Genomic DNA, 25,510 nt, shown 5'->3' on the forward strand with positions numbered 1-25,510 from the left:
AAAGAAAAAAGAGAAAAGAGAAAAGAGAAAAGACCGGAATACTCAATAATCTTTAACTTTGCCTCTAACCTCTAACCTCTAACCTCTAACCTCTAACAAATAAATGAACATCGCCACAAAAAACGTAACCATTCTATCTGAAATCTTCACCTTAACCAATCAGCGCGCTGTATTTTGGAAAAAAGAGAAAGCACTGATTTTATCCGATCTCCACATCGGGAAAACAGCCCATTTCAGAAAAAATGGAATTGCTTTGGCGAACCATGTAATGAAAAGTGATCTGGAGCGTCTTTCTGTGCTGATTGCTTATTTTCAGCCTGAAAAATTTATCATGGTAGGCGATCTGCTTCATGCCGGAAATAATTCTGACGTGGATGAATTCTGTGCATGGAAAAATCAATATCCGGATCTGAAATTCTATCTTGTGGAAGGAAATCATGACCGGATTTCCAAAGTGCTGGATGAAAAATTATGTCTTGATTTTAAAGCCGATGTGCTTGAATTAGGAGATATCCTGTTTATTCATGATTTCGACAATTCGAATCCGAAGTTCCAGATTACAGGGCATATTCATCCGGGATTTGTCATCAGCTCTCCGGTTAAAAACATCCGTCTTCCATGTTTTGTAAAAACATCCGGACAGTTGCTTCTTCCGGCTTACAGTGAATTTACCGGTTTAGACACAAAGAATCTTCCTAAGGGAGGAAAATTCTTTGTTTTTACCGATGCCGAGATCTATGAAATTTAAAATTGTTTATTCAATGTTTTCTTCATCATAAGATCTGTCTGCTCTTCATTGCCTAAACGGAAAATATGTTTGTCGAATTCCTCAAAACCGTTCTTCTTATAAAAACTAACAGCTCTATGGTTTTCTTCCCATACGCCAAGCCAGATATACGCCTTATTTAGCTCTTGGGCAATGTTTAATGCTTTTTCATAAAGAAGCTGCCCCACTTTTTTACCGTGATGGCTGCTCTTTACATAGATTCTTTCAATTTCAAGTGACGAATGGTCCTGTAACTCAGTCTGCGCAGTTCCAGAATTCAGTTTCAGATATCCGATCGGGTTATCTTCTTCCCAGGCAATAAAAAAATAAGATTCGGGATTATTCAATTCATCAGTCAGTTTTTCTTTATTAAAACTTTTTTCAAGATAAAGATCCATCTCTTCTTTGGAATTGCTTGCTGCAAAGGTTTCCGAAAAAGTTTCTTTTCCAAGGATCTGAAGGATATCCAGATCTTCCAAAAATGCTTTATTGAGTATTATGGAGCTCATATTTACTGTTGCTTATTACTAATTGTAAAATTACAAATAGATTATAAAAAGGGATGGATACAGAGTTGATAAAAATTGACATTTTTGATAATAACATTGGTTTTACCGATAGTTTGTATTGAAAATAAAGTTTTCAATATTTACAAATATTCAGGAAATTTGCAACATGAAAATCATTCCACTAAAAGAAGGTAATTTTGTAGCCAGCCCAACTAAAGACTTCAGTCTTTTAACCACGGGGAAAATTGATCTTACCCAAGGAATAAAAATGGCTGTGCAACCTTTTCTGATCATTACTAAAAACGATTATATTCTGCTTGATACCGGATTGGGCTGGAAAAATCAAACAGGAAAAATGGTTATTTTAGACATTCTGGAGAAAGAAAATATCAGCCGTCATCAGATTACCAAAGTTCTGCTCTCCCATTTACATAAAGATCATATCGAAGGAGCGATCCTGCACCTAGAAACCGGCTTTGAGGCTACTTTCCCCAATGCTGACCTATATATTCAGAAGCGTGAATTGGAATATGCACGTGAAAATACCGGAAATCCATCGTTTAATTTTGATACCTTGGATAAGCTTGTTCAATTACCAAACATCGTCTGGATGAATGATGATAAAGGCAGCATTACCAATGAAATTTCTTACGAAGTGGTTGGAGGACATACTCCTTTTATGCAGGTTTTCTGGATCACTGAGGATGGGCAAACGACCTTTTATGGTGCTGACGATCTGCCACAGGAAGCCTATCTGCACTATCATCTTGCTTATAAAAGCGATTTTGATGGCAGAAAAGCTATGGAATTACGACAAGAGTGGCAAAAGCAAGCCGAAGAAAAACATTGGAATATATTACTGTATCACGATCTTGATAAAACGTCTATACAGTTCTAAATCCTCTTATAAATCATTAAACCACTTGTAAATGTCTGTTTCAGAGGGAATGAATAGCTTTTTTCTGATTCTGTTTTTTCTGTTCTGGATGGCTTTTGGCGTTACAAAAGTATAGGTTGCAATCTCTTTTGTTGATAAATTCAGTTTTAGATAAACACAAAAAATCAATTCCGAATTTTTTAAATCGGGTTGTATAAGGGATATTTTTTCAAAGAAATTGGGATAAACTAATCTGAATTTATTCAATAGACGTGGAGAATTTTCTTTGGCTAATGCTATAATTTCGTCTTGAGCAAAAATTTTTTCGTTTAAATCTTCTAAATTAAATCCAGGTTTTTCGTTTTTCATAATATTTTTCTCATCTCTACTAGTTTCTGCAACGGTATCATTTTATTACACTGCTACAGAGTTTAATACGCTTTCTCACTATTATTTTTAATACATTTAGAATCTTCTGATTGTTATTGAAAACAATAGGAACACCATTAATTTTTTAGACTGAACTATTTTTTACAATTCCTTCATACCTTTAAAAATAAAGTTTGCTTTAACAAAGACAAAGAAAGAAAAAATGATTAAATTTTTGTTAAATTAAAATACCACATAGATACCACGCGACTCTCTCTATAGTGCCAGTCAGATTTATTTTTAGTGTTTTTTCCAGATTCCGCATTTTTTAAATGAGAATTCAAATGTACACCGCTTCACTCATTACTTTTTATGATCATGATCAATGTTTTTCTATTTTGTTATAGCAGCATGTTTCCACATACCGACAAATAAAATGCGTGGTACTGATGTGGTACGTGATTTTTAGGAAATTACCAAAAATTAGTCTCTCTTTACTAAACAAAGGTAGCGGCTACCTTACCAGCATATTTAATTTTTAACCTTATAAGCTGATATTACCATGATAAATGAAGATCTATTGCTTTCCTATGGAGCAGAAGTTAAAAATTATAAATCAGGCGACACGATATTCCGGGAAGGAGAACTTGCACTACATTACTACCAAATTATTAAAGGAAAAATAAAACTCAATAATTATAGGGAAGACGGAAAAGAATTCATTCAGAATATTTTTTCGGATGGGAATAGCTTTGGAGAATCCATTTTGTTTGTCGATAAGCCCTATCCCATGAACGCGGAATCCCTCACCCCCTCCACAGTCTTCAAACTCTCTAAATCGGATTTTTTAATTTTAATGAAAGAAAATCCTGAAGTGTCCAACAATATTTACCAGTGTATGGCAGAACGGATGTATTACAAATATGTTATGTTGTATAATCTTTCCGTTCAAAATCCCGCTTCCAAATTAAAACTCTTAATGGATTATCTTAAAAGCTATGACGAATATAAGACACCGTATTCTTTTCAAATCCCTTTAACAAGGCAACAATTGGCTTCTTTAACAGGGCTTCGTGTAGAAACTGTAATTCGTGTTATAAAAAATATGGAAAAAGAAAATGAATTAAAAATTGTGAACCGAAAAATTTTCTATTAATTTTAAGCAAAACTAACTATCATGAATTCACAAATTGTTACCGGCAATCTATGGACCGCTCACAGAATTGAAGATTACTACATTGTAAAGCTTCAGGACAAAGCAGATGTTTTGGATGCTTTAAATGATTTTGTCTCGTATGAAAGGATCAAATCAGGAAATTTTTCGGGTGTAGGAATCGTCAAAGAGATGACCCTTCGCTTTTTAGAGCCTATTGTAAAGAAGTATTTATATACCCATTTAAATAATCCCATAGAAATTCAGAATATTTCAGGAGCTGTTTCAGATCACGAAGGAAAAATATCCGTTTCCTTGAATGCTACCCTCGAATGGAGAAATGAAACCACATTATCGGGTCAGCTGATTGATGCTAAAGTGCATGGTTGTACGGAATTCCTGTTTTATTCTGCAGATGACCGGATAATCACCGATGAGTTTCTGGACCTCTGCCATACCAGCTTCTGGAGTTTTAATTAATTGTATTATCCAAAAATACTTCAGATCCTTATTGAATAGGGATCTGATTGTGCTTTCGGAATCCATTGCCAGCCTTTTTCGGTTTTCCCGATATATCCTATCCCCGGCCACGGAAGATGGCAGGTGGTCACTAAAGTATTATTGGCAGAACAACTTTCTAAAATCCGTTTTCTGGTAGCAACTCCTTCTTCAAAATTAACATCCCATTGGGTGCCCCACTCCGGATGAGCAATGAGCAAAGAAGAATGAACCACATCTACGAGGTGTGTGATAGACTGGTCACCGGAAAATACATGCAATATAATATGCCCGGGTGTATGGCCGGGTGCCAGTTCTGTTTTGATGCATGAGAATAATACATCGCCGGGCTCAAAAATAGTAAGCTCATTTTTAATCGCTCCAAGGATATCGGTCTGTATTTTTCCTGTTGGATAAACAGTCATTTTGCTTTTGGAGAAATCTTTTGCTTCGCTGTTCCAGAAGTTATATTCCGGAGCCGGTATGTGATATTTTGCATTAGGATATCTTCTTCCGCCATCTTCAAAAAGGATTCCTCCGATATGGTCCCTGTGTGCGTGCGTGATCAGGATGTCCGTAACGTCTTCCGGTGAGAACCCTGCTTCCGATAAGCTATTTTGAAGCCAGCCAGCGTTTACGGGATCATGATACCCTTCGCCGGTATCCACAAGGATATGATGGTCTCCTCTCTTGATAAAAAGGGTGGTAATAGGCATCTCGTATTCAGATCCGGGTAAGTGTAAAGATTTTAAAGCATCCTGTACATTCTCTTCTTCAATTTCAGGAGCTAAAATAGGTTGTGGATTGCCTATTCCAAAATATCCGTCCGATACAATATAAACATCCATTTCCCCCATTGGAATATGGATCGATGCGCTATTTTTTGATTTCATTCGCTTTCTGAATTAATATATTCCTATATCAGTTTTCAAAAACTGTTTTAAATAAGAAACACCAGATCATAAGAACTGGTGGTAAATTGATTTACTATATTGCAAAATTAAATAATTTTATAAATAAAAAAAATACTTTAAATTAAAATTAATCCTTTCTGACAGGCAATTTCTGTTATTTAAAACAACAACTTCCTGAATGCCTCGGCAGCAAGATGTACCTGTACCGACCAGTCGTCAGCAGCATCACTTCCAGCATCATCCGAAATATATTTCAAACTTAGAAAAGGAATTTCCTCCTTCATCGCAATCAATGCCAGAGGATAAGCTTCCATATCCACTACATTATAATCTGTTTCTATATGATCCATTTCAAAGCTGTCACCACTTCCGCATATCCCCTGTTGTACTCCATCCATTTTCAATCCGTATTCGAGGACAGGTGGAATTCCCGATAACGGAGTCTCATATTTTTTAAACCCAAGACCTCTTACGTCCATATCGCGCTGGATAAATTTTGTGCAACAAACAATTTCTCCTTTACCGAATGTTTTGCTCCCTGCGGAACCCAGATTAACAATTAGCTTCGGCTTTCTGGAATGGATTTCCCTGGTGAGTGCTGAGGCAGCATTCACCTTTCCTATTCCGGTGATCAGTTTATGGGTATCATTAAAAAGATCTGCGGCTTCAGATTCCAGTGCGAAAACAAAAAGGGTGCCTTCTAACGGATATGTATGCTCAGAATTAATTGCTATCATGAGTAATAATTTTTAGAAATAACGGATGCAAATGTATTTATTAAAAAGCATATAAAAAATCTGTGCAGCTGGTTTTTTGCTCACACTGTTCAAAAACATAGTTAGATTTGGTGTTGTACGTAAAGACTTATCCCAAAAGGGTTGAGTCTTTTTATACGGATAAACATTTAATCGTTTTTCAACAGTTTTTTTCCAAGACGAATGCTGTATAATGTAATCATTACTGTAATCACAAGGAATAAAGCTCCGATCCATGGTGTACTTCCAATTCCTAAAGATGATGTTACAATAAGCCCACCTGAATAGGATCCGATCGCAATTCCGATATTAAATGCGGCAATATTAATGCCTGACGCCACATCCTGTGTTCCCGGAAGTTCTTTTTCTGCAATCTGAACGACTAAAAGCTGTAACCCGGGAACACTGGCAAAAGATAATGCTCCGAGGAAGAATAAGGTTATAATACTTAAAACCGGACTGTGAACCGTAAAGTAAAAAAGAAATAAAACCAGACCTTGTGCTATAAACATCCATAATAATGCTTTCAGGGGATTTTTGTTAGCTAACCTTCCTCCGATAAGGTTTCCCAGAGCAATAGCAATTCCATAAATCAGTAAGATCAACGTTACAGCAGATTCTTTCAGCCCTGTAATTTCCTGCAGAATTGGTGATAGATAAGTGAAAACGACAAAGGTTCCGCCATATCCCATAGCTGTCATTAAAAAGGCAAAAATTAAACGTTTATTGGTAAGTACTTTTAACTGTTGTTGTAAAGAAGCTGTTTTTCCATTTTGTAAATGGGCAGGCACAAGAATCATACTGGCCAATAACCCGACAATTCCTAAAATAGCGACTCCGATAAAAGTTGCCCGCCAGCCAAAATGCTGTCCGATAAATGTTCCGAGTGGAACACCGGTAACAATGGCTAAAGTGAGGCCTGCAAACATAATCGATATTGCCGTAGCTCTTTTTTCCTCAGGAACTAAAGATGCTGCGATCGTAGATCCGATAGAAAAGTAGACTCCGTGAGCAAATCCTGTTAAAATTCTGGCTAAAATTAATGTAATAAATCCCGGGGCTATTGAAGCTAATCCATTTCCGATAACGAATAGGATCATAATGGAGATCAAAAGCGTTTTGCGGGGTACCTTACCTGTTAAAGCTGTCAAAACGGGAGCTCCTATGGCGACTCCTATAGCATACAAGCTTACCAATAAGCCTGCTGAAGGAATGGAAATACCTAGATCTCCTGCTACTGTTGGTAAAAGACCTACGATAACGAATTCTGTAGTTCCGATTCCAAATGCACTGATCGTTAATGCCCATAGCGCAGCAGGAAGACCTTTTTTTATCTTTTGGATGACTGTTTTGTCGGAAACATCTATTTCATTCTGATGATTCATTGTATTATGTTTTTGGTTGTTCTTTTAACAGGACAAAGTTCCGATGAAATTTCGTATTATGAAAATTAGTTAAATTGTAGTTATTTATTATAATTATGATAGTTAGAAGTTGAATTTAACCGGAACCGAATTTGTAATGATGAAAAAATATTGTTTATTTGCAGAAAAATACCGGTTAGTATCTAATGAAAAAATCTGAAGCCACCCGACTAAACATTCTCCAGAAAGCATTTGAACTGATTTATTCCAATGGATATCAGACAACAAGCGTAGACGAGATCATAGCAACCACCCAGGTTACAAAGGGAGCTTTCTATTATCATTTCAAAACAAAAGATGAAATGGGGCTGGCCATCATCAATGAATTGATGAAAACTACCTTTCAGGATACTTTTATTACCCCCTTTAAAAATACGGATGATCCATTGGATGCTGTATATCAATTGATGCATTCCCTTCTGATGGATAATGAATTTTTAAGAGTAGAATACGGTTGCCCTGCTTCGAATTTCACACAAGAAATGGCTCCATGGAATATAGAATTCACAAAAGCACTGAACAGTTTGTCGGGCCAGTGGGAGGAGGCAATGATCCAGGCAATTGAGAAAGGCAAAGAAAATGGAACGGTTAGTGAAAAAGCAGATGCTAAAGGAATTGCAGTTTTTGTAATGTCGGGCTATTGGGGAGTCCGTAATTTAGGAAAATTAGAAAACAATAAGTCAGTTTATCTTATTTATTTAAAGCAACTTAAGGGTTATTTACAAGGCTTTCAATAATTTTTTTACTTAAAAACATACTAATTAGTATGTTTTATTATATCTTTGTCTGCGTATTAAAAACTACACATGTACCAGACGCTTACTTTTCTGCATTCCATCTTCCGGTGGTTGGTTTTAATAAGCCTTATATATGCAATATTCAGAGCTTATAAAGGATACCGTTCAAACAGCAAATTCTCTAAAACTGATGATTCCGTGAGACACTGGACAGCAACGATTGCCCATATCCAGCTTGTTCTGGGAATTATACTATACTCCAAAAGCCCTATTGTCTCTTACTTCTGGAAGAATTTCAAGATAGCTAAAGATACCGGTGACCTGTTATTTTTTGGACTGATCCACATTTCCCTAATGCTGATTTCTATTGTTATGATTACGATTGGCTCTGCCCTGGCAAAACGTAAAGAAACCGACAAGGATAAGTTTAGGACTATACTCTTATGGTTTGGCGTCGGATTACTTATCATTCTTATCGCGATCCCGTGGCCTTTCTCCCCTCTTGCAAACAGACCTTATTTCAGATAATTATGACAGATTTACTTAAAACCAAAATCGGACGCCTGCGGATCCTTGCTATTCTTGAAGGGATCTCGTTATTAACCCTCGTGTGCATTGCTGTTCCTATGAAGTATGGAATGGAAAATCCTTCTCTAGTAAAAATCATGGGACCGGTTCACGGTTCTCTGTTTCTGCTTTTCCTTTTTAATACCCTGAGCGTGGGAGTTGAGCAACACTGGAAATTTAAAGAGACAACATGGAAAGTCTTAATAGCTTGCTTTATTCCTTTCGGAACCTTTTATATTGATAAAAAAATACTAAGTAAGCTATGAAGAACCTTCTTATTTTCTGGGGAATTTTGCTTGGGATTTATGTCATCTACCGGGTCTACAGATACCAGACTCTGAACAATGGTTTGTCCCAACTTATTAAAAACGGAGCCGTTATCCTGGATGTACGGACGGAGAAAGAATATGAAACCGGCCATATTAATGGTTCCGTCAATATTTCTTTAGGAATAATAAGGGAAAGGTATATCGAATTAGATCCCAATAAAACGTATATCACCGTATGCTCGCATGGGCTCAGAAGTGTAAAAGCTGAAAGTATTTTAAAAGAAAGGGGATTTCTAAAAGTTTATAATGGTGGAGCATGGAGTGACTTGGAGAAGACCTTGAAACCGGACTAAAAAAAATCGAAAAGGCCCAAAAAGATCTTTTCGATTTAATATTTTAAAATCTTTATACTTTCTGCTTTGCCTCAGATAAGGTAACCAGTTTTCCCAAAGCACCGAATTCATGAAGGTCGCCAAATACTTCTATCCTGATCGATTGATCGATCCCTCCTACTCTTAATGCATCATAGCCGGTATCATGAATTAGCTTTTCTACCTGAGGATCGATACTGGTATCGTCTGTAGCATAGAATAAGACTGCTTTTTCAGGAGATTGATATGCTGCGTTGGACAACGTTTCGGCACCTAAGGTTCCCAGTGCTTTAACTAATTTTGCACCATGAGGAAGATAAGATGCATTGATTTCTCCTGCTGATTCATTTTCTCCGATAACCTTCTTGAATCCTCCACTTTCTGCGGGAGCAATCGGATTGGACGGATCAACGATGATTTTACCCTCCAGATCTGCGGAATAGTCTTTCATAAATCCACTGATGGTCCCAAAAGGAATAGCAAGAACAAGAATATCTGCATTTTTTACAGCACCTGGAATATCACTTGGTTCAGCATTCCATTTTTCAGAAAGTTCCTTTGCTTTTTCTAAATTACGATCTGCAGCAATAAATGAGGTATTGGACTTTGAAAGATTTCCTGCTACTGCCTGACCGATATTTCCCAAGCCGATTACGGCTACTTTTGATGATGTTGTCATGATGATTTCTTTTTAAATTGATAAGACAAATATCCCCCGAAAAATGTTCTGTTTCCAATGAACTGCATCAAGAAATACGATTGATCTGGTTTAAGATTTTGATTTTACCAGTCTGTTTCTAAGTCTGCTGAGAAATTCAGGTGTAATCCCTAAAAAAGATGCAATCTGTGTTTGTGACAGACGATTAGATAAATGGGAATACGTGTGCATAAAGAAAAGATATCGTTCTTCTGCCGTAGAACTTATGCTTTGCAACAATCTGTTTTGTAATGTAATAAAACTGTTTTCCAGCAAAACCCTGAAGATTCTGTCAAATTTAGGAGCATTTGTATACAAAGTAACTAAATCCTCCCGGGTGATCTGCAAAAGCATGGTATCCTCCAAGGCATCAATATTAAGTTCTGAAGGCTGTTTCTTATGAAAACTTCCAATATCATTGATCCACCAGTTTTCTGCAGCAAATTGGATAATATGAGTATGGCCTTTTTCGTCTACCTTATACATCCTGAGGCATCCCCGGACCACAAAATTAAAGTGAGTACAATGATCTCCTGCCTGAAGAACATATTGCTTTTTCCTGTATAATCTGGGCTTGAAAAGTTCAGTTACAAGTAGGCGTTCCTCAGCATTTAAAGGAATGCGTTGGTTAAAATAATCAATTAATGGCTCTACTGAATCTTGTCCGGGATTTTCTTTCATAAAATGGATTTGTATGACAAATTTACTATTCCTTTGCTAATTTTATCCATTGATCAGCAATATTTAAGGAAATCATAATTCTTATTCAGTGAGTCCCGCATATTCCGGCAATAATACAACTGTGCAAATCCGTAGATTTTAGTCATTTTCAGGATGTAACCAGATTACTTTCTGATCAGGCTGATGCTCGCGTCCAATGATATCCCGGTACAGATCGGGCCGTCTCGCTTTAATATACCGGTATCCTCCTGCCTGGAAGAGTTTTTCAGAAGTAATCAAAGCGGTTGTAAAGCTATCTTCAAATGAGCGGCATTCTGCCAGAACATCTCCAAAAGGATCAATGATCATGGAGCAGCCATTTTTCAGCTGGTCATCATCCATTCCTATGGGATTGGAGAAAATAACGTAGATACCATTGTCATAAGCTCGTGCGGGCAGCCATTTCATAAGCCAGTCGCGTCCTTTCATTCCATCAAACTCAAGGCGTAATGAAGTGGGGTCGGCTTCCCGGTTTTTCCAAAGTTGAGCATCTACAAAACCGGCTCCCGGTCTTGAGGAGGGTGTACACATGGTAACATGAGGCATAAAAATAATATCTGCTCCTAAAAGTCTGGTAGCCCGTACGTTTTCAATAATATTATTATCATAACAGATCAAAATTCCGCATTTCCATCCATGAATATTAAAAATACAGTATTCCTGTCCCGGACTAAGATGGGGATTGATGAAAGGATGCAGTTTCCTGTATTTCGCCATCAATCCGTTCTTATCGACACAAACATAGGCCTTGAACAGGTTATCATGCTCATCTTTTTCAAAAAGACCGGCTAATATGGTAATGTTAAATTTCCCTGCGATTTCCTTTAGTTTCTGTATACTTTTGCCTTTCGGAATGAATTCGGCAATATCGAGCATTTGTTCCCTGTTTAGTTTTCGGGCAAATGTATATCCTGTGATTGAACATTCGTGAAAGGCAATAACGTGTGAACCTTTATGAGCAGCTTCCTCGCTTAGCTTTTCTATGACTGAAAGATTGTATTCTTTATCTCCACTTTTGTTTTCGAATTGCGCGCTTGAAATTTTTAGATTGGTCATATTTTTTTTCAGCAAAGCTATAAGCTTGAAATATTCCGGAATTGTAAAAATCCGCCATTTTCTCTGTGGCGTTTTTATCTTAAAATAAAATTAATAGTTAAAAAAAACACGTTCATTATATCCAGCGAATAGAAATGAATTGTTACTGTTTTTTATTTATTGTGCTTTAAATTGCTTTCAATGAAGCTCTATAAAATTAACAGCTAATTTATTCTTCGTTGTAAGATATTGTCCGGGAGTCAGGCCAATGATGTTTTTAAAATCTTTGATCAGGTGTGACTGATCCGTATACCCTGCTTCATAAGAAAGACTTGTCATGGTAGTGTTTTTAGTGGTATTCTTCATAAGACCCAAAAAGTGATGAAGCCGTATGATGGTATTGTATCTCTTAGGGGATAGCCCAATATGGTTTTCAAATGTTCTTTCGATATGCCTTTCGGAATATCCTGTAAAGCGTTCGAGCTTTTTTAAAGATACCGTTCCTTTATTTTGTAAAAGATATTGCTGGGCTTTTATCAGCCAAAGCTCAGACATATTTTTTTTGGAAATCAGTTTTAAAAAGAAGAGATCCAAAGCATTGATTATCGACTGCGGATCATCTTTTTTATAAAGACTTTCCTGGAATGGTAGGAGCTGATTTTTTAAAATATCAGTTGCAGAAATGATTTCATTTTTAGTTTCTTTAGCAGACACACCAAAAAGAAGATTGAAAAAATAGGGCTGAAAAACGACTGCCAATAAAGAAAACTCCCCTTTTGTATAAAGATCTTTGTAGACAGTTGGCTGACCATAAAAAAAAGATGAGGGCAGGTTTTGCTTTGAACTATCGGACATATTCATATCGGGTGATAGGATAAGCCCTGTATTCCCGTCAGCAAATAAACGCAGGTCTTTATGATCTTTTTCAGTGTTTTTTAAAAAGATGTAATGTTTGATAAAACCGGATAATTGACTGGAAGGAGAAACCTGCATGATCCAAAATTAGGTAAAAATAACTAATAAAATATGCCATTCCGGAAACGGGGTATTCAATTTACATAGTCTGCTGCAAGAGTTTGAATGATGAAAACAAGCAATCAAAGCCTTTATTTGAATATGCTTATACCATTTCATTTATAATTTAAACTTTTTAACGATCCATGGTAACGTTAAACCTTGTCCTAATAAGGAGATCAAAACCACAACGACAGATAAAAAGATAATTTCATTACGCATCGGAAACGGTTCTCCTCCATTAATCGTTGTTGGAAGACCTAATGCAATGGCTAAAGAAACGATTCCGCGCATTCCCGACCAGCTAAGAATAAAGCTCGTTTTGGAGTCGAACAAAGCTTCTTCGCTGATTTTTCTTTTACCCTGAAATGCCTTTTGAAGGTTAAATTGCTGCAGATATACCCTGGCCATTCTGATCAGTAAGGTTACAATCACAATAATAGCAGCATAACCCGCATAGGTCCATACCTGGATTTGAGGCATTTTCTTCAAAATAACAGGGAATTCCAGTCCAATCAATAAAAAGATCAATCCATTGAGTAGAAAAATAATGATATCCCAAAAATTACGGGATTGTTCCTTTACATGATCAGGAAATTTAATCCTGCTCAGTTTAGACATTCCCAAACCTAACATAACAACAGCAATTACCCCGGAAACTTTGAAATGTTCAGCAATAAGATAAGTTACAAACGGCATTAAAAGGATCAGGCTGTTTACAACCATGGCATCTTTACGGAAGAAGGCAATAGCGAATCTTAATGCTATAAAAATAATCCAGCCAATAAGAAATCCTCCTCCTAGTACACATAAAAATTCAATGGACGCTTTCCAGGTTACAAAAGCTACTCCTGTTACGGCAGCTACGGCAAAACGATATGCTACCAACGCAGAGGCATCATTGATCAAACTTTCTCCTTCAAGTATAGTCATTGTTTTATGGGAGAGACCTAATCCCTTTGTTACGCCTAAAGCTGCCACAGCATCGGTTGCAGATAGAATAGCACCTAAGACAAAAGCCAATGGCCAGGTCATTCCGGGAATTAGGTAATAAGCCAGCACAGCAATACCTGCAGTAGTCATAAAAACAAGTCCTATAGCCAGTGTACCTATTGTATTGAGATTGGTTTTAAACTGCTGAAATGAGATATTAAATGCTGCATCATACAATAAAGGAGGTAAGAAAAGCAACATAATGATCTCCGGATTGATCTCAACCTCTGGCATAGCGGGAACAAACCCGATCATCACCCCGGCAATTAAAAGCAGCATGGGGACGGGAACCTTAAATTTACCGGCTAAACCGGACACCCCGATCATCAGGGCCATAATTACTAAAATGACTGCATAGTTCTCCATCAGGTTTGTTGTATTTCAGAAAATGTATCGTTTTAATTGTTTGTTGAGTGTATAAAAGTAACAAATATTATTTCTGCTTATCAAAAGTCCTTTCATTTTCTTTGTATTATCCAAGACCAGAGGAAAATTTATTTTAGAAGAAGGGGAAAAAATATACCACAAATACAAGTTTTTAATAGACTTGATATCTTGTATTGGAAATTATGGTTAGGTTTTTGAAGTGTAATACCTGAAATGAATTATCATTTTATTCAATTTTCTTAACCAATCACTTAAAATATAATATTATGTCAACAAAAGATCTTGTCCATTTAGAGGCAATCAAAAAGATTCAGGAACTTTCGACGAAAGCAAGAATTTGTATGTTTTGTACCGAACTGGAAACTGTTCCTGTTAATTCTCGTCCTATGACTTTACAGGAAACGGATGACAGCGGGAATTTATGGTTTATAAGCAGTGAAACCAGCAATAAAAATTTTGAGATCAAAGAAGATCGAAGAGTCCAACTATTCTTTATGAATAATGATGATTCCCAGTATCTTTCCGTATACGGTGAAGCATCTGTATACAAGGATAAAGCTACAATTGAGGAAAAATGGTCTGCAATGGCAAAGGCCTGGTTCGATGGTAAAGATGATCCTAATGTGACCATTATCCGGGTGGAACCGAAACAAACCTATTATTGGGACACTAAGGCTGGAAAACTGGTAAGTTTGTTAAGCTTTGTTGCTTCTGCCGTTACAGGAATCAAGACCAATAATGCTGATGGTGTGGAAGGCAACGCCAGCATTTGATCATAAAAAAGCAGACCGATTTGTCGGTCTGCTTTTTATTATTTTCCTTCTCTATTAATACAGGTTTTAACCTGTTTTCATTTTATTTTTTCACATCTTCCAGCGATGCTCCGAAATTAATATGAAGTACATTCCCGTTAGGAGTAATTAAAGCAGGTACAGACTTTACACCAGCTTTTTCTGCAGCATCAATTCTGTGCCTTTCCTCTCCAAGATGTACAACTTCTATATTGTCTTGACCGATCAGGTTAATGATATCGTGCTCTGCACTGACACATACAGGACATCCTGCATGATAAAAAACGGATTTTTTCATTTGATCAATTTTTAAGGTTATTAATAATATTTTTTAACTCTTTTATTTCATTTTCCTGCAAGGGTTTTAGAGGACTTCTTAAGCAGCCTCCATCTTCACCCAGGATATTTAAACCAGCTTTAATCGCTCTCGGAAGTCCTTTGGAAACAATAAACCTGAGTAATTCCACCTGTTTATAAAAAATATTCTGAGCCTCCTGTAATTCGCTATTTTCAATGGCTTTATACAAATCTATATTCAGTTCAGGAATTAAATTAGGAGCTGCAGTACACCATCCTCTTGCACCAGCCGCAAATGCAGCAAGCGCCAACGGGTTCGATCCGTTATAAAAAGCGACATCTTCTCCAAGCTCTTTTCGCAGGTAATGCATTCTTTGGATGTCACCTGTGCTTTCTTTAATCATAGTAACATTGGGGATTTCCAACAACCTTTTCAGTAAGGCCGGGGACATATCTACTCCACCGGTTGCCGGATTATTATACGCCATAATGGGTATTGATATTTTACCGGCTACTTTATCATAATGAGCAACGATTTCGTCATCTGTTAATTTCCAGTAACTCATTGGAATGATCATTACAGCATCGGCTCCCGCCTTTTCAGCAAATTGTGCATGATACGTTGTTTTTTCAGTGGTTAAATTAGAAACACCCACCAGTGTCGGGATCCTTCCCTTTACCTGCTTTAGTGTTGCTTCAGTAACGGCCTCTTTTTCTTCATCTGATAAATACGGCAATACACCGGTACTTCCCAAAGGTGCAATACCGTTACTTCCGGAAACAACAAGTCTTTCGACTAACTTTTTGAAAAGAGGGAGATCTACTTTTTCATTTGTGTCAAATGGGGTTATAGGATAGGCAATGATCCCTTTAAATGGAACATTTTTCATGTATTTCTTCTTTTTAAATGGTAATTTGATTTTACAAATCTCTTCCTTCTTCCTCTCTCAATGCTACTCCCAGGTTTTGTAATTGCGGAGCATTTTCACAGGCAATGTATTTTGCAGGTTCGGTATCACTGAGGTTTTGATGCTTGTGCCATCCCCACGATGGAATATATACAGCATCTCCGGCCCGCCATTCCACTTTTTCGCCTTCTATTTCCGTCCACCCTTTTCCCTCTATAACATACAGAACGGTTTCATAAGTATGACGGTGCCTGTTGGTTTGCTGCCCGGGTAATAATCCTCCAATAGTCATGCTTACATTTTTACTGGGCAGATCCACAAAGAAAACAGGATGTTTTCTTTCCGTTGAAAACTGATTATGCTCACCAGCTCTTTCTACATTTTTATGAATGAGATGACTGGGTTTTTGGAATTCTGGTCTTGCAAAAGTTTTATGAAAATCTTTTGAACTGAATTTTTCATTGTCCATGATGTAAAATATTTAATGTTTTTTGCATTATTGCATGACAAAATTATTTTATATTTGGACCAGTTAACTGATTCAGTTTTTATAAAAATAGGTAGTCCAGATGTTGCGTCCTTGGAAATTAGAATTTAAAATCGATAAAAAAAGCTCAAAAGCAGTATATCTTCAGATTGCAGATACCATCATAGCAGATATCCGTTCCGGAAGATTAAAAGCCGGAGAAGTACTTCCGGGCAGTCGTATTCTGGCTTCAATGCTTGAAGTGAACAGAAATACAGTCGTTGAGGCTTACCAGGTTTTGATTAATGAGGACTGGGCAATGTCTAAAGAGCGTAAAGGTATTTTTGTTTCTGACAGATTACCTTCTTCATTGGAAATTTATCCCGTTGATACCAAAGCCCGTGTAAATGATCATATCCCTTATGCAGATCCTTTTATCATTGATTTTGATGACGGACATCCAGACAGTAAAATAGCTCCTATTACTGAATTGGCCAGAGCTTACCGTCAGATATTCGACAGGAAAGCCAGATGGCAGATGATGGGATATACAGATGTTCACGGCGACATTGAATTCCGGAGAGCAATTTCCCGGATGCTTAATCACCAAAGAGGAATGGATACCACTGAACATGAGATTTCCATAACCCGGGGAAGCCAGATGGCCATGTTTCTTACTGCAAAAAGCCTTCTAAATCCCGGAGATTATGTAGTGGTCGAAAATCCAGGATATAAACCTGCCTGGAAAGCAATTGAGCATACAGGAGCCCAACTTTTGCCCGTATCCGTAGATCAAGAAGGTATAATCGTGGAAGATCTTATTCAAATTCTGAAAAAGAACAAAAAGATAAAAGCGATATATTTAACGCCTCACAGACAGTATCCTACAACCGTTACTTTAAGTCTCGCTAGAAGGCTAAAATTAGTAGAGCTTTCCAATGAATATGGCATTACGATAATTGAAGATGATTACGATAATGAATTTCATTTTGGCTACCGGCCCATCCTTCCCCTTTCAAGTTTTGCGGAGCTAGGCAATTATGTATATATCGGGACTATGAGTAAAGTTGTTGCTCCGGCTTTAAGAATTGGTTATTTAGCAACCAAGGACACTTTATTGCTTGAAAAGATCGGAGAATTAAGGAAGATCATTGATGTACAAGGCGATGTGATTATGGAACAGGCTGTTTTGGAGCTGATCAAGGAAGGAGCGGTACGAAAGCATATTAAAAGAGCTACTATTCATTACAGGAATAAGAGAGATTTTGTATACCGGCTTTTAAAACAACATATGGCGGGTTGTGCGGATTTTAATTTACCAGATGGAGGACTTGCTTTCTGGATTGTACCTAAAGCAGAATTAAACTGGGATATAGTAACTGATTTGTTATTAGATCATAAAATTAAAATAATTCATCCCAAGCATTATGGTTTTGATCAACATATTAATGGATTCAGACTCAGTTACGGTTCTCTTTTAGAGGAACAGCTGGAGCAAAGTATCAAGGTTATCGGGGAAATATTGTCCGGACTACATCAACAAAGCTCTCCCGTTTAGGAAAGCTTCGATGATTATTGATTTTTAAAATGCTTTTTTAGAAATTTTTAACTAAACCTATTCCCACATTTCCCTGCTGATAAAATGGCATTACCATGGTTTGAGATCTTTCACTTTTTCCTCCTAAAAGTTTATTGATTTTAGGATAAAGCCAATAGGCCAATTCTGTAGATATAATACCAAAACCAGCGCCACCTACCACATCTCCGAACCAATGCTTATTATTGAGCATCCTGTAAACTCCCGTAAAAACAGCAAATGAATATCCGGAAACTCCCAACCAGAAATTAGTATCCTTATATTCCCGGAACATAAACTGGGCCGAGGCAAAAGCCATTGCAGTATGGCCGGACGGAAAGGACAGGTTGTTCGACCCGTCAGGTCTTTCTTCTTTTGTGAGATGTTTAAGGGGCAATGTAAAGGCGGAGGAAATAAGTAAGGAAGTACCATAAATAATACTTCTGTCCCTGAAATTATGCTGTCCTCTAATTCCAATGGCATTTAATCCGTATACCAGAGCTGCTGGTGCAAACTGGGAATAATTGTCCAGTTTTATAGGATCAGGCTTGTGCTCACTGATTTCATATTGTGTTGAAGAATTAAGCTGTTTGAGTCCTTTAATACTTAAACTGGCTACACCATAGGTAATTAATGTCGCGGGTATGATTAGTTTTTTATAAGAAAACTGATGATTGGCCTGATCCGTATTCAATGCAACAGGAGAAATTATACTGTCTTTAACTTTGTCTACAGCTATACTATCCTGAGCAACAACATTCTGAAAGCCTATGAAAATTAAAATGATGCCTGCAATTAAACCTTTCATTTGAATTATATTTGAAATTAAAATTTATAACTATAGCCTAGTCTGATGACCTGAGTTTCATAATAATCGTCACTTGTATACCTGAATCCACTACCCTGGATTTGTTTTTTCATGACGAGGGTGTTAAAAAGATCAGTTGCATTTAGAAAAACTTCTCCTTTTCCGTTTTGAATGGATTTTTTTACTCCAAGGTCCATTGAAAAACGACCTTTGACTTTTCCTTGTGGAATAATATCCGGTGCAAGATAAACTGCTGTAAGCTGAGCATTAATGCCTTTAGAAAATTTAAAGATGTTATTGAATTTTATATTCCCTGAAACAGCAGTTTGTTTCTCCGCTGAAAAAGTATTGGGTTGAGGATATAAATTTTCCACCGTAAAGGCGTTGATCTGATTCCTGTATACATTTCCATTGATATTGAATGAATAAACCGGGGAGATCTTCTGATTCCAGATGGCTTCAATCCCGGAATTATAACTTCTTCCTGCATTCTGAAATACGGCATAAATCAAATTACTTCCGGGAACAATACTGGAGATCCTGGTAATTGTTCCGCTTGAAAAACGATGATAGACTGAAGAATACAAATACCCACTGTCCCAATTGTATTTATGCCCCAGTTCAATTGAGTTCGTAAATTGCGGGCGTAAACCTGGATTTCCAACCTTGATAATTTCAGCATCATCATACTTTGGAAATATCCTGATGTCAACCTCATTAGGACGGTCTACCCTTCTGTTATAGAATACAGAAAACTTATTGTGATCATTAATCTTATAAGCCAATCTCAGATTAGGAAAAGGCTGGGTATAATTATATCCGTTACTTGAATATGTAGGATGATTGGGATTTACATCATACCGAATTTTTACATACTCCATTCTTAAGCCCAGTTCTGCTTCCCATTTTTTATTTTCAAAGACATAGTTACCATATACTGCCGGAATCAGTTCTTTATAGTTTGCCCAGCCTCCTGCATTGGCATCAATTACAGAATTTATCCCCGGGATAAAATTCATATTCGTCGGTATATTTCTGTTTCTAAGCTTGATTCCAGCCTCAATATGTCCATATTTCAAAGGTTTCACATAGTCGATATTGAAATCATAAACCTGTTCATCGGAAAGAAGTTTAAATGCATCTGTTCCTGCTGAAGAAGGCAGAAAATTACCATAGAAATATTTTTCATCTTCCCTGTGGAAAGTATAATTGAAACCTATATTAAGCAGGTGACCAGCTTCTTTAAATTTATGCTGGTAAGAAGCCGTAGCCATTACCGTAGTTTTTAATTCATCCTCTAAAAATTGCCACAAGCGTAAACGCTGTGAAAAGTCTCCGTTAAAAAAAGGCTGATCTCCACGATCTTTTATTTTTTCACTTCCGTAAAGCCCCGAAATTGTCAATGTATTCTGGCTATTGATATTCCAGTCTATTCCTGCTTTTGTAGTCAGAAAATTGGTATTTCTGTTTCTTTTCAACTGTGAGTTGATAACCTTTCCATCATCATATATTCTTCTTACATATTCATTTTTGTTAAGGGTCTCGGTATAAAGGTTATCCGCCTGTAAAAAAACATTGATCTTATCTTTTCTGTAATTCAGGGAAATCGATGGATTGATCTTGGGAGTGGTTTTGTATTGTGGGCGTATCGTAGGAAGATTTTGTTTTCTTTCCCATAAAGATCCGAGCCCCAGTGTAAGACCTGCTTTTCCATTCCAACCATTCTGTTTGTTTTTCTTCATGATGATATTAATGATCCCCGCATTCCCGTTAGCATCATATTTTGAAGAGGGATTATTAATGATCTCAATCTTATCAATTGCCGAGGAGGGAATATTATCCAATCCGGTCTGGCTTCCGAATCCCGTTAAAGCAGTTTGCTTTCCGTCAATCAGAACAGTCACCCTATCATTTCCACGAAGCTGTACTTTTCCATCCTGTACTGTTATTCCCGGGAGATTCTGCATGCTTTGCAATACAGAACCTCCGGCTTGGCTGATATTATCCGCAACAGAATAAGTTTTCTTATCAAGCTGGTTGCTCACTTCATTTTTTTTATCACTTGTAAGCACAATCTCTTCTATTTTTGTTTCTTTATCATTAAGATGCTGTCCAAGTTCAACGGGAGGAATATCCAGAAACTCTGAAAGGCTACCCACAAAAAGAGGCTGACTATACGTATCATATCCGGATATTGAAACTTCAATCTGATAATTTCCGGGTTTTACTTCCGTAAGGGAATATCGTCCTTCTTCATTGGTAATTGTTCCCGATACAAATGCATTGTCTTTTGATGATTTTAAAATAACGCTGGTGTAAGGTAATGCAGCTTTCCCGGTATTCGTTACGAGGCCGGAAACAGTTACAGATGACACCTGGGCTTTGATCACTGAAGAAAACGATAGAATGATGAACAAAAATAACAACCTGAATTTTCCCATTATTTCTAGTCTTTAATTTCCTTTAAAAATTTACCGTTGGCGTCAAAGATGATGTCCATTCCATTCACTTCCGCTTCGTAAGTAACCACCCCTTTTGAATCTGTTATTTGAGCAGCTTCTTTTATAGAGGATTCCGGATATTTTTTAATGATAAACTGTTTAATGGGAGCAGAAAGTGATTGTGGATTGATCAGCTTTTCAGTCTCAATAATGTTTCCTGTTGCATCCAGCAGAGCTGAATAAGAAGTTCCTTTAGATGTAAATCCCGCTTCAAATTTCCCTTTTTCCTTTTCCCATTTTACATGATGAGCGTCTGGGAATTTTCGGGTGAACGAAGATTGTACCTGAACCGGGACATCTTTTGTTTGGATCTTTTGTGCATGAATCATGGCTGCACCTACTATAAATGCTATTAAAATTCCTGATTTTTTCATTGTATGATAGTTAATTAATGATACAATGATCGGGTATGATTTAGAATAAATTTAGAAGATGGAATTACAGGGGTTTATTTTCTTGCTTTTTATGAGAAATAAAGATCATGAAAAGTAATAGTCCCAGGGAAACCAATGACGCATTGAGTGTTCCCAGATCAAGTCCTCCCTTTGAAAGAGGTTTGGTCAGGAAATCACCAAAGGTAGCACCAAACGGTCTTGTAAAAACAAATGCAATCCAGAATAGCAAAACATGATTGATTTTGGTATGATAATGCAGGAGAACTACGACCAGGATAATGATACCGGTAACCCAGGCTCCCGTTAAATAACTCAATCCCAGATTGTCACTCAGGAAGTCACCGAATGCCGTTCCGAGACTATTTGAAAAAAGAATACTAATCCAATAATAGATCTCTTTGCTTCTTTCAAAAACAGGATAAACCTCAAGATTCTTATATTTTCGGTACCATAAGAAAAGCGTCTTTAATAGTCCTGCAACTAAAATTAAACTGCCTGCAAGGTATCCTGCTTTTAAAGTCCGGTCAATAAAATCAGAAATTTCAGTACCTAAAGTAGTGGTTCCTATGATTACCAGCCAGTAAACAATGGGAATATATTGCTTAACCGTTAATTGGATTGAAATAGTGATGATAAAAAGACATAAGGTAACAAGAATACCCATCGTATATCCGAGATTGAGGGTCATGGATATAAAATCCCCGAAAGTTTCACCCAAGGTCGTAGCCGTTATTTTCATCAGCCAGAAAAGAAGCGTGACAGAAGCTACTTTATTAATCGTTTTCATTTTTTCATTCAAAGTTCCTGATCAATTTGGAAGAAATTTAGAATGAAAGAATAGATTTATGGCATCCGCATCATACCTTCGGGATTATTAGAAATTTACAGAAAAAATGTGATGATGATGCTCAAAATGATATGTTATGGTCCACCGTTGATGATTACAAATCTCTTTCACAATAGCCAACCCAAGACCACTTCCATTAGTGTCTGTGGAAGCTTTTGAAAACCTTTTAAATAGAGACTCTTTCTCCAGTTGAACAAATCCTGAATTGGAAATGACCAACTGTTTTTCGGAAAGCTTTACATAAGCTGTTCCATTATTTGGGGTATGCCTTACCATATTGATCAGAAGATTATTGATCAGCGTTTCAGCTAATGTATGATTTCCATCAATATATACTTCTTCAGTGATTTCTGAACGAATATGTATCTGCTTTTGATCAAAATACTCCTGAAACATATCTAAACTCTGGTGGAGAATTCCACTCATTTCCAGGTTTTCTTTTTGAGCAAACTGACGGTTTTCAATCTTAGCCAGTAATAAAAGATTTTGATTGATTCTTGAACTTCTGGTCAAAGCCCTGTTGATTTCTTCTATGATTTCATATTGCCTTTCCGTAAGATCCCTGTTCTGCAATAGAACATCCAACTTATTTTTGATAATAGCCAAGGGGGTTTGCAGCTCATGAGAAGCATTTTCCGTAAATTCCTTCTGAGTTTTATAAGCTGAAACATTATGTTCTATCAACTTCTTTAAGGATTCGTTCAGTTCTTCAAATTCTGTAATATCAGTGCTGGTAAAATCGATGGTATTCTGACTATTCAGATTGAAAGTTTTTAGTTCTTCCAATGTATTTCTGAAGGGCTGCCAGATGGAACGAGAGAGTCTTCTATTGAGGAATAAGAGTCCCACAACAATAAGAACAAAGAAAAACACAGTAATGGCAGCAATAACAGCTATTGTTTCATGTGATTCTTCAATATTGGTTTCTACTGTAAAAAGAAATGGTTTATGATTGATATAAACCGTTTTTTTTAAGCACCGGTAGCGTTCGACCTCTGGCTTTTCAGAAAAAGTTTTCTTTTTCTCTACTGTAAATGTAACGTCTTTTTGCGCGTCATTATCTGAAACATATTCAATATCAGTTCCTGGCTGAATCTTGTTCCAGAGGGCAATACTTTTTTCCAGCTCACTATCCGAAAGTTTTAAGCGGTTAAAGCTATAAGCCGTTTTCTCTACGATGGTTATATTATGCTCATCCAGCTCACTTTTCCAAATAGTATCCACTACCCAGTAATAAATGGGGATACTGATGACCAATACGATAAGAACGTAGATCAGGAAAGGTTTTGTGGTTTTACTTAGTAAAGGTTTCAAAGTTCGGGGAAAATAAGCATTATATTATTAATCATGAGGTTTACTTTATCTGGACCGAATTTCAGAATCCGGAAAATTTTATATCATATTTTTAATATCTAAGTTCTAATTTCTGTCTCCTAATCTTCCTCTTCCCATTTATAACCTGTTCCATATACTGTTTTCAAATAATGATTACATCCTGCATCGTAAAGCTTCTTCTTTAAATTTTTAACGTGGGCATACACAAAATCGTGATTATCAAGCATATCAGCAAAATCACCTGAAAGGTGTTCAGCCAAAGTACTTTTGGAAATTACTTTATTTTTATTACCTATAAAATAGATTAAAAGATCAAATTCTTTTTTGGTAAGCGACACGACGGTATTATTAATGGATACTTTTTTAGCCAAAAGATCGATAAGGAGCTCACCTTGGCTGATAACATTAGAATTATTAAACTGTTTTCTGCGGATAATAGAATATATCCTTGCCAGAAGCTCGGAAAGATGGAATGGTTTCGTCAGATAATCATCTGCTCCCATTTGTAATCCGTTGATCTTATCATCCAAAGCATTTTTTGCAGAAATAATAATGACTCCGTCCTGTTTGTTTTGCTTTTTTAGTTCTTCTAAAATTTTGAGCCCATTACCATCGGGAAGCATGATATCCAAAAGGATACAGTCATATTGAAACATTTCTACTTTCCTTGTTGCTTCAAGAAAAGTAGTGGCAAACTCACATAGGTAATCCTCTTCCGACAGATATTCAGAAATGCTTTTGGCCAGCTCGGTTTCATCTTCTATGATCAGAATTTTCATGGGACTAATTTACATATCCAATTTTGAAGAAATTTTGAATAAACTAAAATAGTGCTAAAAATCCGAAAAAATAGAAAACATTAATCAGGGATTTTCGTCATGAGCCATGTCAACGGGTTTAGATTCTGGAGATCCTTTCTCCCTAAGCCAGATGGATAGAATAACAAGAGAAAAAACAGCTAGAAATTCGCTTTGCCAATTCTGAAATGATTCAAACCAGAAACGGGATTCCGTTATATAATCAAATGCTGTAATTACTGGTTTTTCCTTGGAGATCTGCTCCGTATTGTACTCTTTGAGACTACCGTAAAAATGCAGTGCAAAGCTTAAAAGAAATAAAATGGCAAAGGCAATGGATAGAGAATGCTTATATATGGTTAACCAAATGCCTCCTTTCTTCACAGGCCATGGGGCTTTTGGATGTGGGACAGGCTCTTTGTCCACATCTTCTTTTTCTTCCAGGGATTTGGATTCACTGGAGCCCTTTTGTCTAAGGGAAATCGTCAGTAAAACATAGATCATCATCTGGAGGAATTCACTTTCCCAGTTTTCAAAAGTCGCCTGAATGAAATGACCGCTGTATACATATTCGCTCAGGCTGAGAGTAGCATTTCCTTCCTCCAGTAATTCTTTATTCTGAGTATTCCAGCCAGTTAAAAACTGCCCCAAAAGACAAATGAGCATTAAAGAAATTAAAACAATACTCAGACTATTCCGGTAAAAGAAATTATTTTTTGACATGACCGTAAGTT

General features: G+C 36.8%; 30 protein-coding genes. 10 read left to right on the top strand and 20 right to left on the bottom strand.

What is annotated here, in order from left to right:
- Window positions 1-103: 103 nt before the first annotated feature.
- Window positions 104-748 (top strand): ligase-associated DNA damage response endonuclease PdeM, encoded by a 645-nt coding sequence (gene pdeM, locus AAEU33_RS15135; RefSeq protein WP_345988520.1) that lies wholly within the window; start codon window positions 104-106, stop codon window positions 746-748.
- On the opposite strand, the gene AAEU33_RS15140 is transcribed toward pdeM, so the two are convergent.
- A complete protein-coding gene (locus tag AAEU33_RS15140; RefSeq protein WP_345988522.1) occupies window positions 745-1,275 on the bottom strand; it encodes a GNAT family N-acetyltransferase in 531 nt (176 codons plus the stop codon). The genes pdeM and AAEU33_RS15140 overlap by 4 nt on opposite strands.
- 166 nt (window positions 1,276-1,441) lie before the next feature.
- On the opposite strand from AAEU33_RS15140, the gene AAEU33_RS15145 reads away from it, so the two are divergent.
- On the top strand, window positions 1,442-2,173 hold the full coding sequence (locus AAEU33_RS15145) for an MBL fold metallo-hydrolase (RefSeq protein ID WP_345988524.1): 732 nt from the start codon (window positions 1,442-1,444) through the stop codon (window positions 2,171-2,173).
- Window positions 2,174-2,179: 6 nt separating this feature from the next.
- Here the strand turns inward: AAEU33_RS15145 and AAEU33_RS15150 are convergent, their stop codons facing one another.
- Window positions 2,180-2,521, bottom strand: a complete 342-nt coding sequence (locus AAEU33_RS15150; RefSeq protein WP_345988526.1) for a hypothetical protein — start codon at window positions 2,519-2,521, stop codon at window positions 2,180-2,182.
- Between the two features lie 562 nt (window positions 2,522-3,083).
- Between AAEU33_RS15150 and AAEU33_RS15155 the strand changes: the two genes are divergently transcribed.
- A complete protein-coding gene (locus tag AAEU33_RS15155; protein ID WP_345988528.1) occupies window positions 3,084-3,677 on the top strand; it encodes a Crp/Fnr family transcriptional regulator in 594 nt (197 codons plus the stop codon).
- 21 nt (window positions 3,678-3,698) lie between these two features.
- Window positions 3,699-4,154: a PPC domain-containing DNA-binding protein gene (locus AAEU33_RS15160; RefSeq protein ID WP_172282837.1), complete on the top strand. Its 456-nt coding sequence runs from the start codon at window positions 3,699-3,701 to the stop codon at window positions 4,152-4,154.
- A 20-nt stretch (window positions 4,155-4,174) separates the two neighbouring features.
- On the opposite strand, the gene AAEU33_RS15165 is transcribed toward AAEU33_RS15160, so the two are convergent.
- The 3 genes from AAEU33_RS15165 to AAEU33_RS15175 form a co-directional block, all read right to left on the bottom strand.
- Window positions 4,175-5,065 carry an MBL fold metallo-hydrolase gene (locus AAEU33_RS15165; RefSeq protein WP_345988530.1) on the bottom strand — a complete coding sequence of 297 codons (891 nt, stop codon included), beginning with the start codon at window positions 5,063-5,065 and terminating at the stop codon, window positions 4,175-4,177.
- Window positions 5,066-5,244: 179 nt separating this feature from the next.
- Entirely contained in the window at window positions 5,245-5,823 is a 579-nt protein-coding gene (locus AAEU33_RS15170; protein WP_172282841.1) for a nucleosidase, read from the bottom strand.
- 167 nt (window positions 5,824-5,990) lie between these two features.
- Complete coding sequence (locus AAEU33_RS15175) at window positions 5,991-7,226, bottom strand: MFS transporter (protein WP_345988533.1); 1,236 nt, start codon at window positions 7,224-7,226, stop codon at window positions 5,991-5,993.
- A gap of 185 nt (window positions 7,227-7,411) precedes the next feature.
- On the opposite strand from AAEU33_RS15175, the gene AAEU33_RS15180 reads away from it, so the two are divergent.
- From AAEU33_RS15180 to AAEU33_RS15195, 4 genes are all read left to right on the top strand, one after another.
- Entirely contained in the window at window positions 7,412-8,002 is a 591-nt protein-coding gene (locus AAEU33_RS15180; protein ID WP_345988535.1) for a TetR/AcrR family transcriptional regulator, read from the top strand.
- A gap of 69 nt (window positions 8,003-8,071) precedes the next feature.
- Entirely contained in the window at window positions 8,072-8,530 is a 459-nt protein-coding gene (locus AAEU33_RS15185) for a hypothetical protein (RefSeq protein WP_345988537.1), read from the top strand.
- Window positions 8,531-8,532: 2 nt separating this feature from the next.
- Entirely contained in the window at window positions 8,533-8,835 is a 303-nt protein-coding gene (locus AAEU33_RS15190; protein ID WP_172282849.1) for a DUF3817 domain-containing protein, read from the top strand.
- Window positions 8,832-9,191, top strand: coding sequence for a rhodanese-like domain-containing protein (locus AAEU33_RS15195; RefSeq protein WP_345988539.1), 360 nt, complete (start codon window positions 8,832-8,834; stop codon window positions 9,189-9,191). The genes AAEU33_RS15190 and AAEU33_RS15195 overlap by 4 nt, the downstream gene beginning before the upstream one ends.
- Window positions 9,192-9,243: 52 nt before the next feature.
- On the opposite strand, the gene AAEU33_RS15200 is transcribed toward AAEU33_RS15195, so the two are convergent.
- The 5 genes from AAEU33_RS15200 to AAEU33_RS15220 all read right to left on the bottom strand — a co-directional run bounded on the left by AAEU33_RS15200 (window position 9,244) and on the right by AAEU33_RS15220 (window position 14,034).
- A complete protein-coding gene (locus AAEU33_RS15200; RefSeq protein WP_273647969.1) occupies window positions 9,244-9,888 on the bottom strand; it encodes an NAD(P)-binding domain-containing protein in 645 nt (214 codons plus the stop codon).
- A 90-nt stretch (window positions 9,889-9,978) separates the two neighbouring features.
- Entirely contained in the window at window positions 9,979-10,587 is a 609-nt protein-coding gene (locus AAEU33_RS15205) for a Crp/Fnr family transcriptional regulator (protein WP_172282855.1), read from the bottom strand.
- A gap of 138 nt (window positions 10,588-10,725) precedes the next feature.
- A complete protein-coding gene (locus tag AAEU33_RS15210) occupies window positions 10,726-11,682 on the bottom strand; it encodes a nitrilase family protein (protein ID WP_345988542.1) in 957 nt (318 codons plus the stop codon).
- A gap of 177 nt (window positions 11,683-11,859) precedes the next feature.
- Window positions 11,860-12,654 (bottom strand): AraC family transcriptional regulator, encoded by a 795-nt coding sequence (locus AAEU33_RS15215; RefSeq protein ID WP_345988544.1) that lies wholly within the window; start codon window positions 12,652-12,654, stop codon window positions 11,860-11,862.
- 141 nt (window positions 12,655-12,795) lie between these two features.
- Complete coding sequence (locus AAEU33_RS15220) at window positions 12,796-14,034, bottom strand: Na+/H+ antiporter (protein ID WP_172282861.1); 1,239 nt, start codon at window positions 14,032-14,034, stop codon at window positions 12,796-12,798.
- Between the two features lie 287 nt (window positions 14,035-14,321).
- On the opposite strand from AAEU33_RS15220, the gene AAEU33_RS15225 reads away from it, so the two are divergent.
- Window positions 14,322-14,828, top strand: coding sequence for a pyridoxamine 5'-phosphate oxidase family protein (locus AAEU33_RS15225; protein WP_345988546.1), 507 nt, complete (start codon window positions 14,322-14,324; stop codon window positions 14,826-14,828).
- Window positions 14,829-14,910: 82 nt separating this feature from the next.
- Here the strand turns inward: AAEU33_RS15225 and AAEU33_RS15230 are convergent, their stop codons facing one another.
- From AAEU33_RS15230 to AAEU33_RS15240, 3 genes are read right to left on the bottom strand one after another with little or no spacing between them, the layout of a single operon-like run.
- Window positions 14,911-15,144 (bottom strand): thioredoxin family protein, encoded by a 234-nt coding sequence (locus AAEU33_RS15230; protein ID WP_345988548.1) that lies wholly within the window; start codon window positions 15,142-15,144, stop codon window positions 14,911-14,913.
- 4 nt (window positions 15,145-15,148) lie between these two features.
- On the bottom strand, window positions 15,149-16,033 hold the full coding sequence (locus AAEU33_RS15235) for a dihydrodipicolinate synthase family protein (RefSeq protein WP_345988550.1): 885 nt from the start codon (window positions 16,031-16,033) through the stop codon (window positions 15,149-15,151).
- Window positions 16,034-16,064: 31 nt separating this feature from the next.
- Window positions 16,065-16,520, bottom strand: a complete 456-nt coding sequence (locus AAEU33_RS15240) for a cupin domain-containing protein (RefSeq protein ID WP_345988552.1) — start codon at window positions 16,518-16,520, stop codon at window positions 16,065-16,067.
- A 100-nt stretch (window positions 16,521-16,620) separates the two neighbouring features.
- Between AAEU33_RS15240 and AAEU33_RS15245 the strand changes: the two genes are divergently transcribed.
- Window positions 16,621-18,075 carry a PLP-dependent aminotransferase family protein gene (locus AAEU33_RS15245; RefSeq protein WP_345988554.1) on the top strand — a complete coding sequence of 485 codons (1,455 nt, stop codon included), beginning with the start codon at window positions 16,621-16,623 and terminating at the stop codon, window positions 18,073-18,075.
- 37 nt (window positions 18,076-18,112) lie between these two features.
- Here AAEU33_RS15245 and AAEU33_RS15250 read toward each other — a convergent pair whose 3' ends face one another.
- From AAEU33_RS15250 to AAEU33_RS15280, 7 genes are all read right to left on the bottom strand, one after another.
- The gene (locus AAEU33_RS15250; RefSeq protein ID WP_345988556.1) at window positions 18,113-18,901 is read right to left on the bottom strand and encodes a phosphatase PAP2 family protein; all 789 of its coding nucleotides are present in this window, start codon (window positions 18,899-18,901) and stop codon (window positions 18,113-18,115) included.
- A 17-nt stretch (window positions 18,902-18,918) separates the two neighbouring features.
- Entirely contained in the window at window positions 18,919-21,342 is a 2,424-nt protein-coding gene (locus AAEU33_RS15255) for a TonB-dependent receptor (RefSeq protein WP_345988558.1), read from the bottom strand.
- Window positions 21,343-21,347: 5 nt separating this feature from the next.
- A complete protein-coding gene (locus AAEU33_RS15260) occupies window positions 21,348-21,776 on the bottom strand; it encodes a hypothetical protein (protein WP_345988560.1) in 429 nt (142 codons plus the stop codon).
- 64 nt (window positions 21,777-21,840) lie between these two features.
- Window positions 21,841-22,584: a hypothetical protein gene (locus AAEU33_RS15265; RefSeq protein ID WP_345988562.1), complete on the bottom strand. Its 744-nt coding sequence runs from the start codon at window positions 22,582-22,584 to the stop codon at window positions 21,841-21,843.
- An 87-nt stretch (window positions 22,585-22,671) separates the two neighbouring features.
- Window positions 22,672-23,958: a HAMP domain-containing sensor histidine kinase gene (locus AAEU33_RS15270; protein WP_345988564.1), complete on the bottom strand. Its 1,287-nt coding sequence runs from the start codon at window positions 23,956-23,958 to the stop codon at window positions 22,672-22,674.
- Between the two features lie 119 nt (window positions 23,959-24,077).
- A complete protein-coding gene (locus tag AAEU33_RS15275) occupies window positions 24,078-24,758 on the bottom strand; it encodes a response regulator transcription factor (RefSeq protein ID WP_172282883.1) in 681 nt (226 codons plus the stop codon).
- Window positions 24,759-24,842: 84 nt separating this feature from the next.
- Entirely contained in the window at window positions 24,843-25,499 is a 657-nt protein-coding gene (locus tag AAEU33_RS15280; protein WP_306612252.1) for a DUF6766 family protein, read from the bottom strand.
- Window positions 25,500-25,510: the final 11 nt, after the last annotated feature.

The organism is Chryseobacterium sp. Chry.R1, from assembly GCF_039645525.1.
Lineage (GTDB): Bacteria > Bacteroidota > Bacteroidia > Flavobacteriales > Weeksellaceae > Chryseobacterium > Chryseobacterium proteolyticum.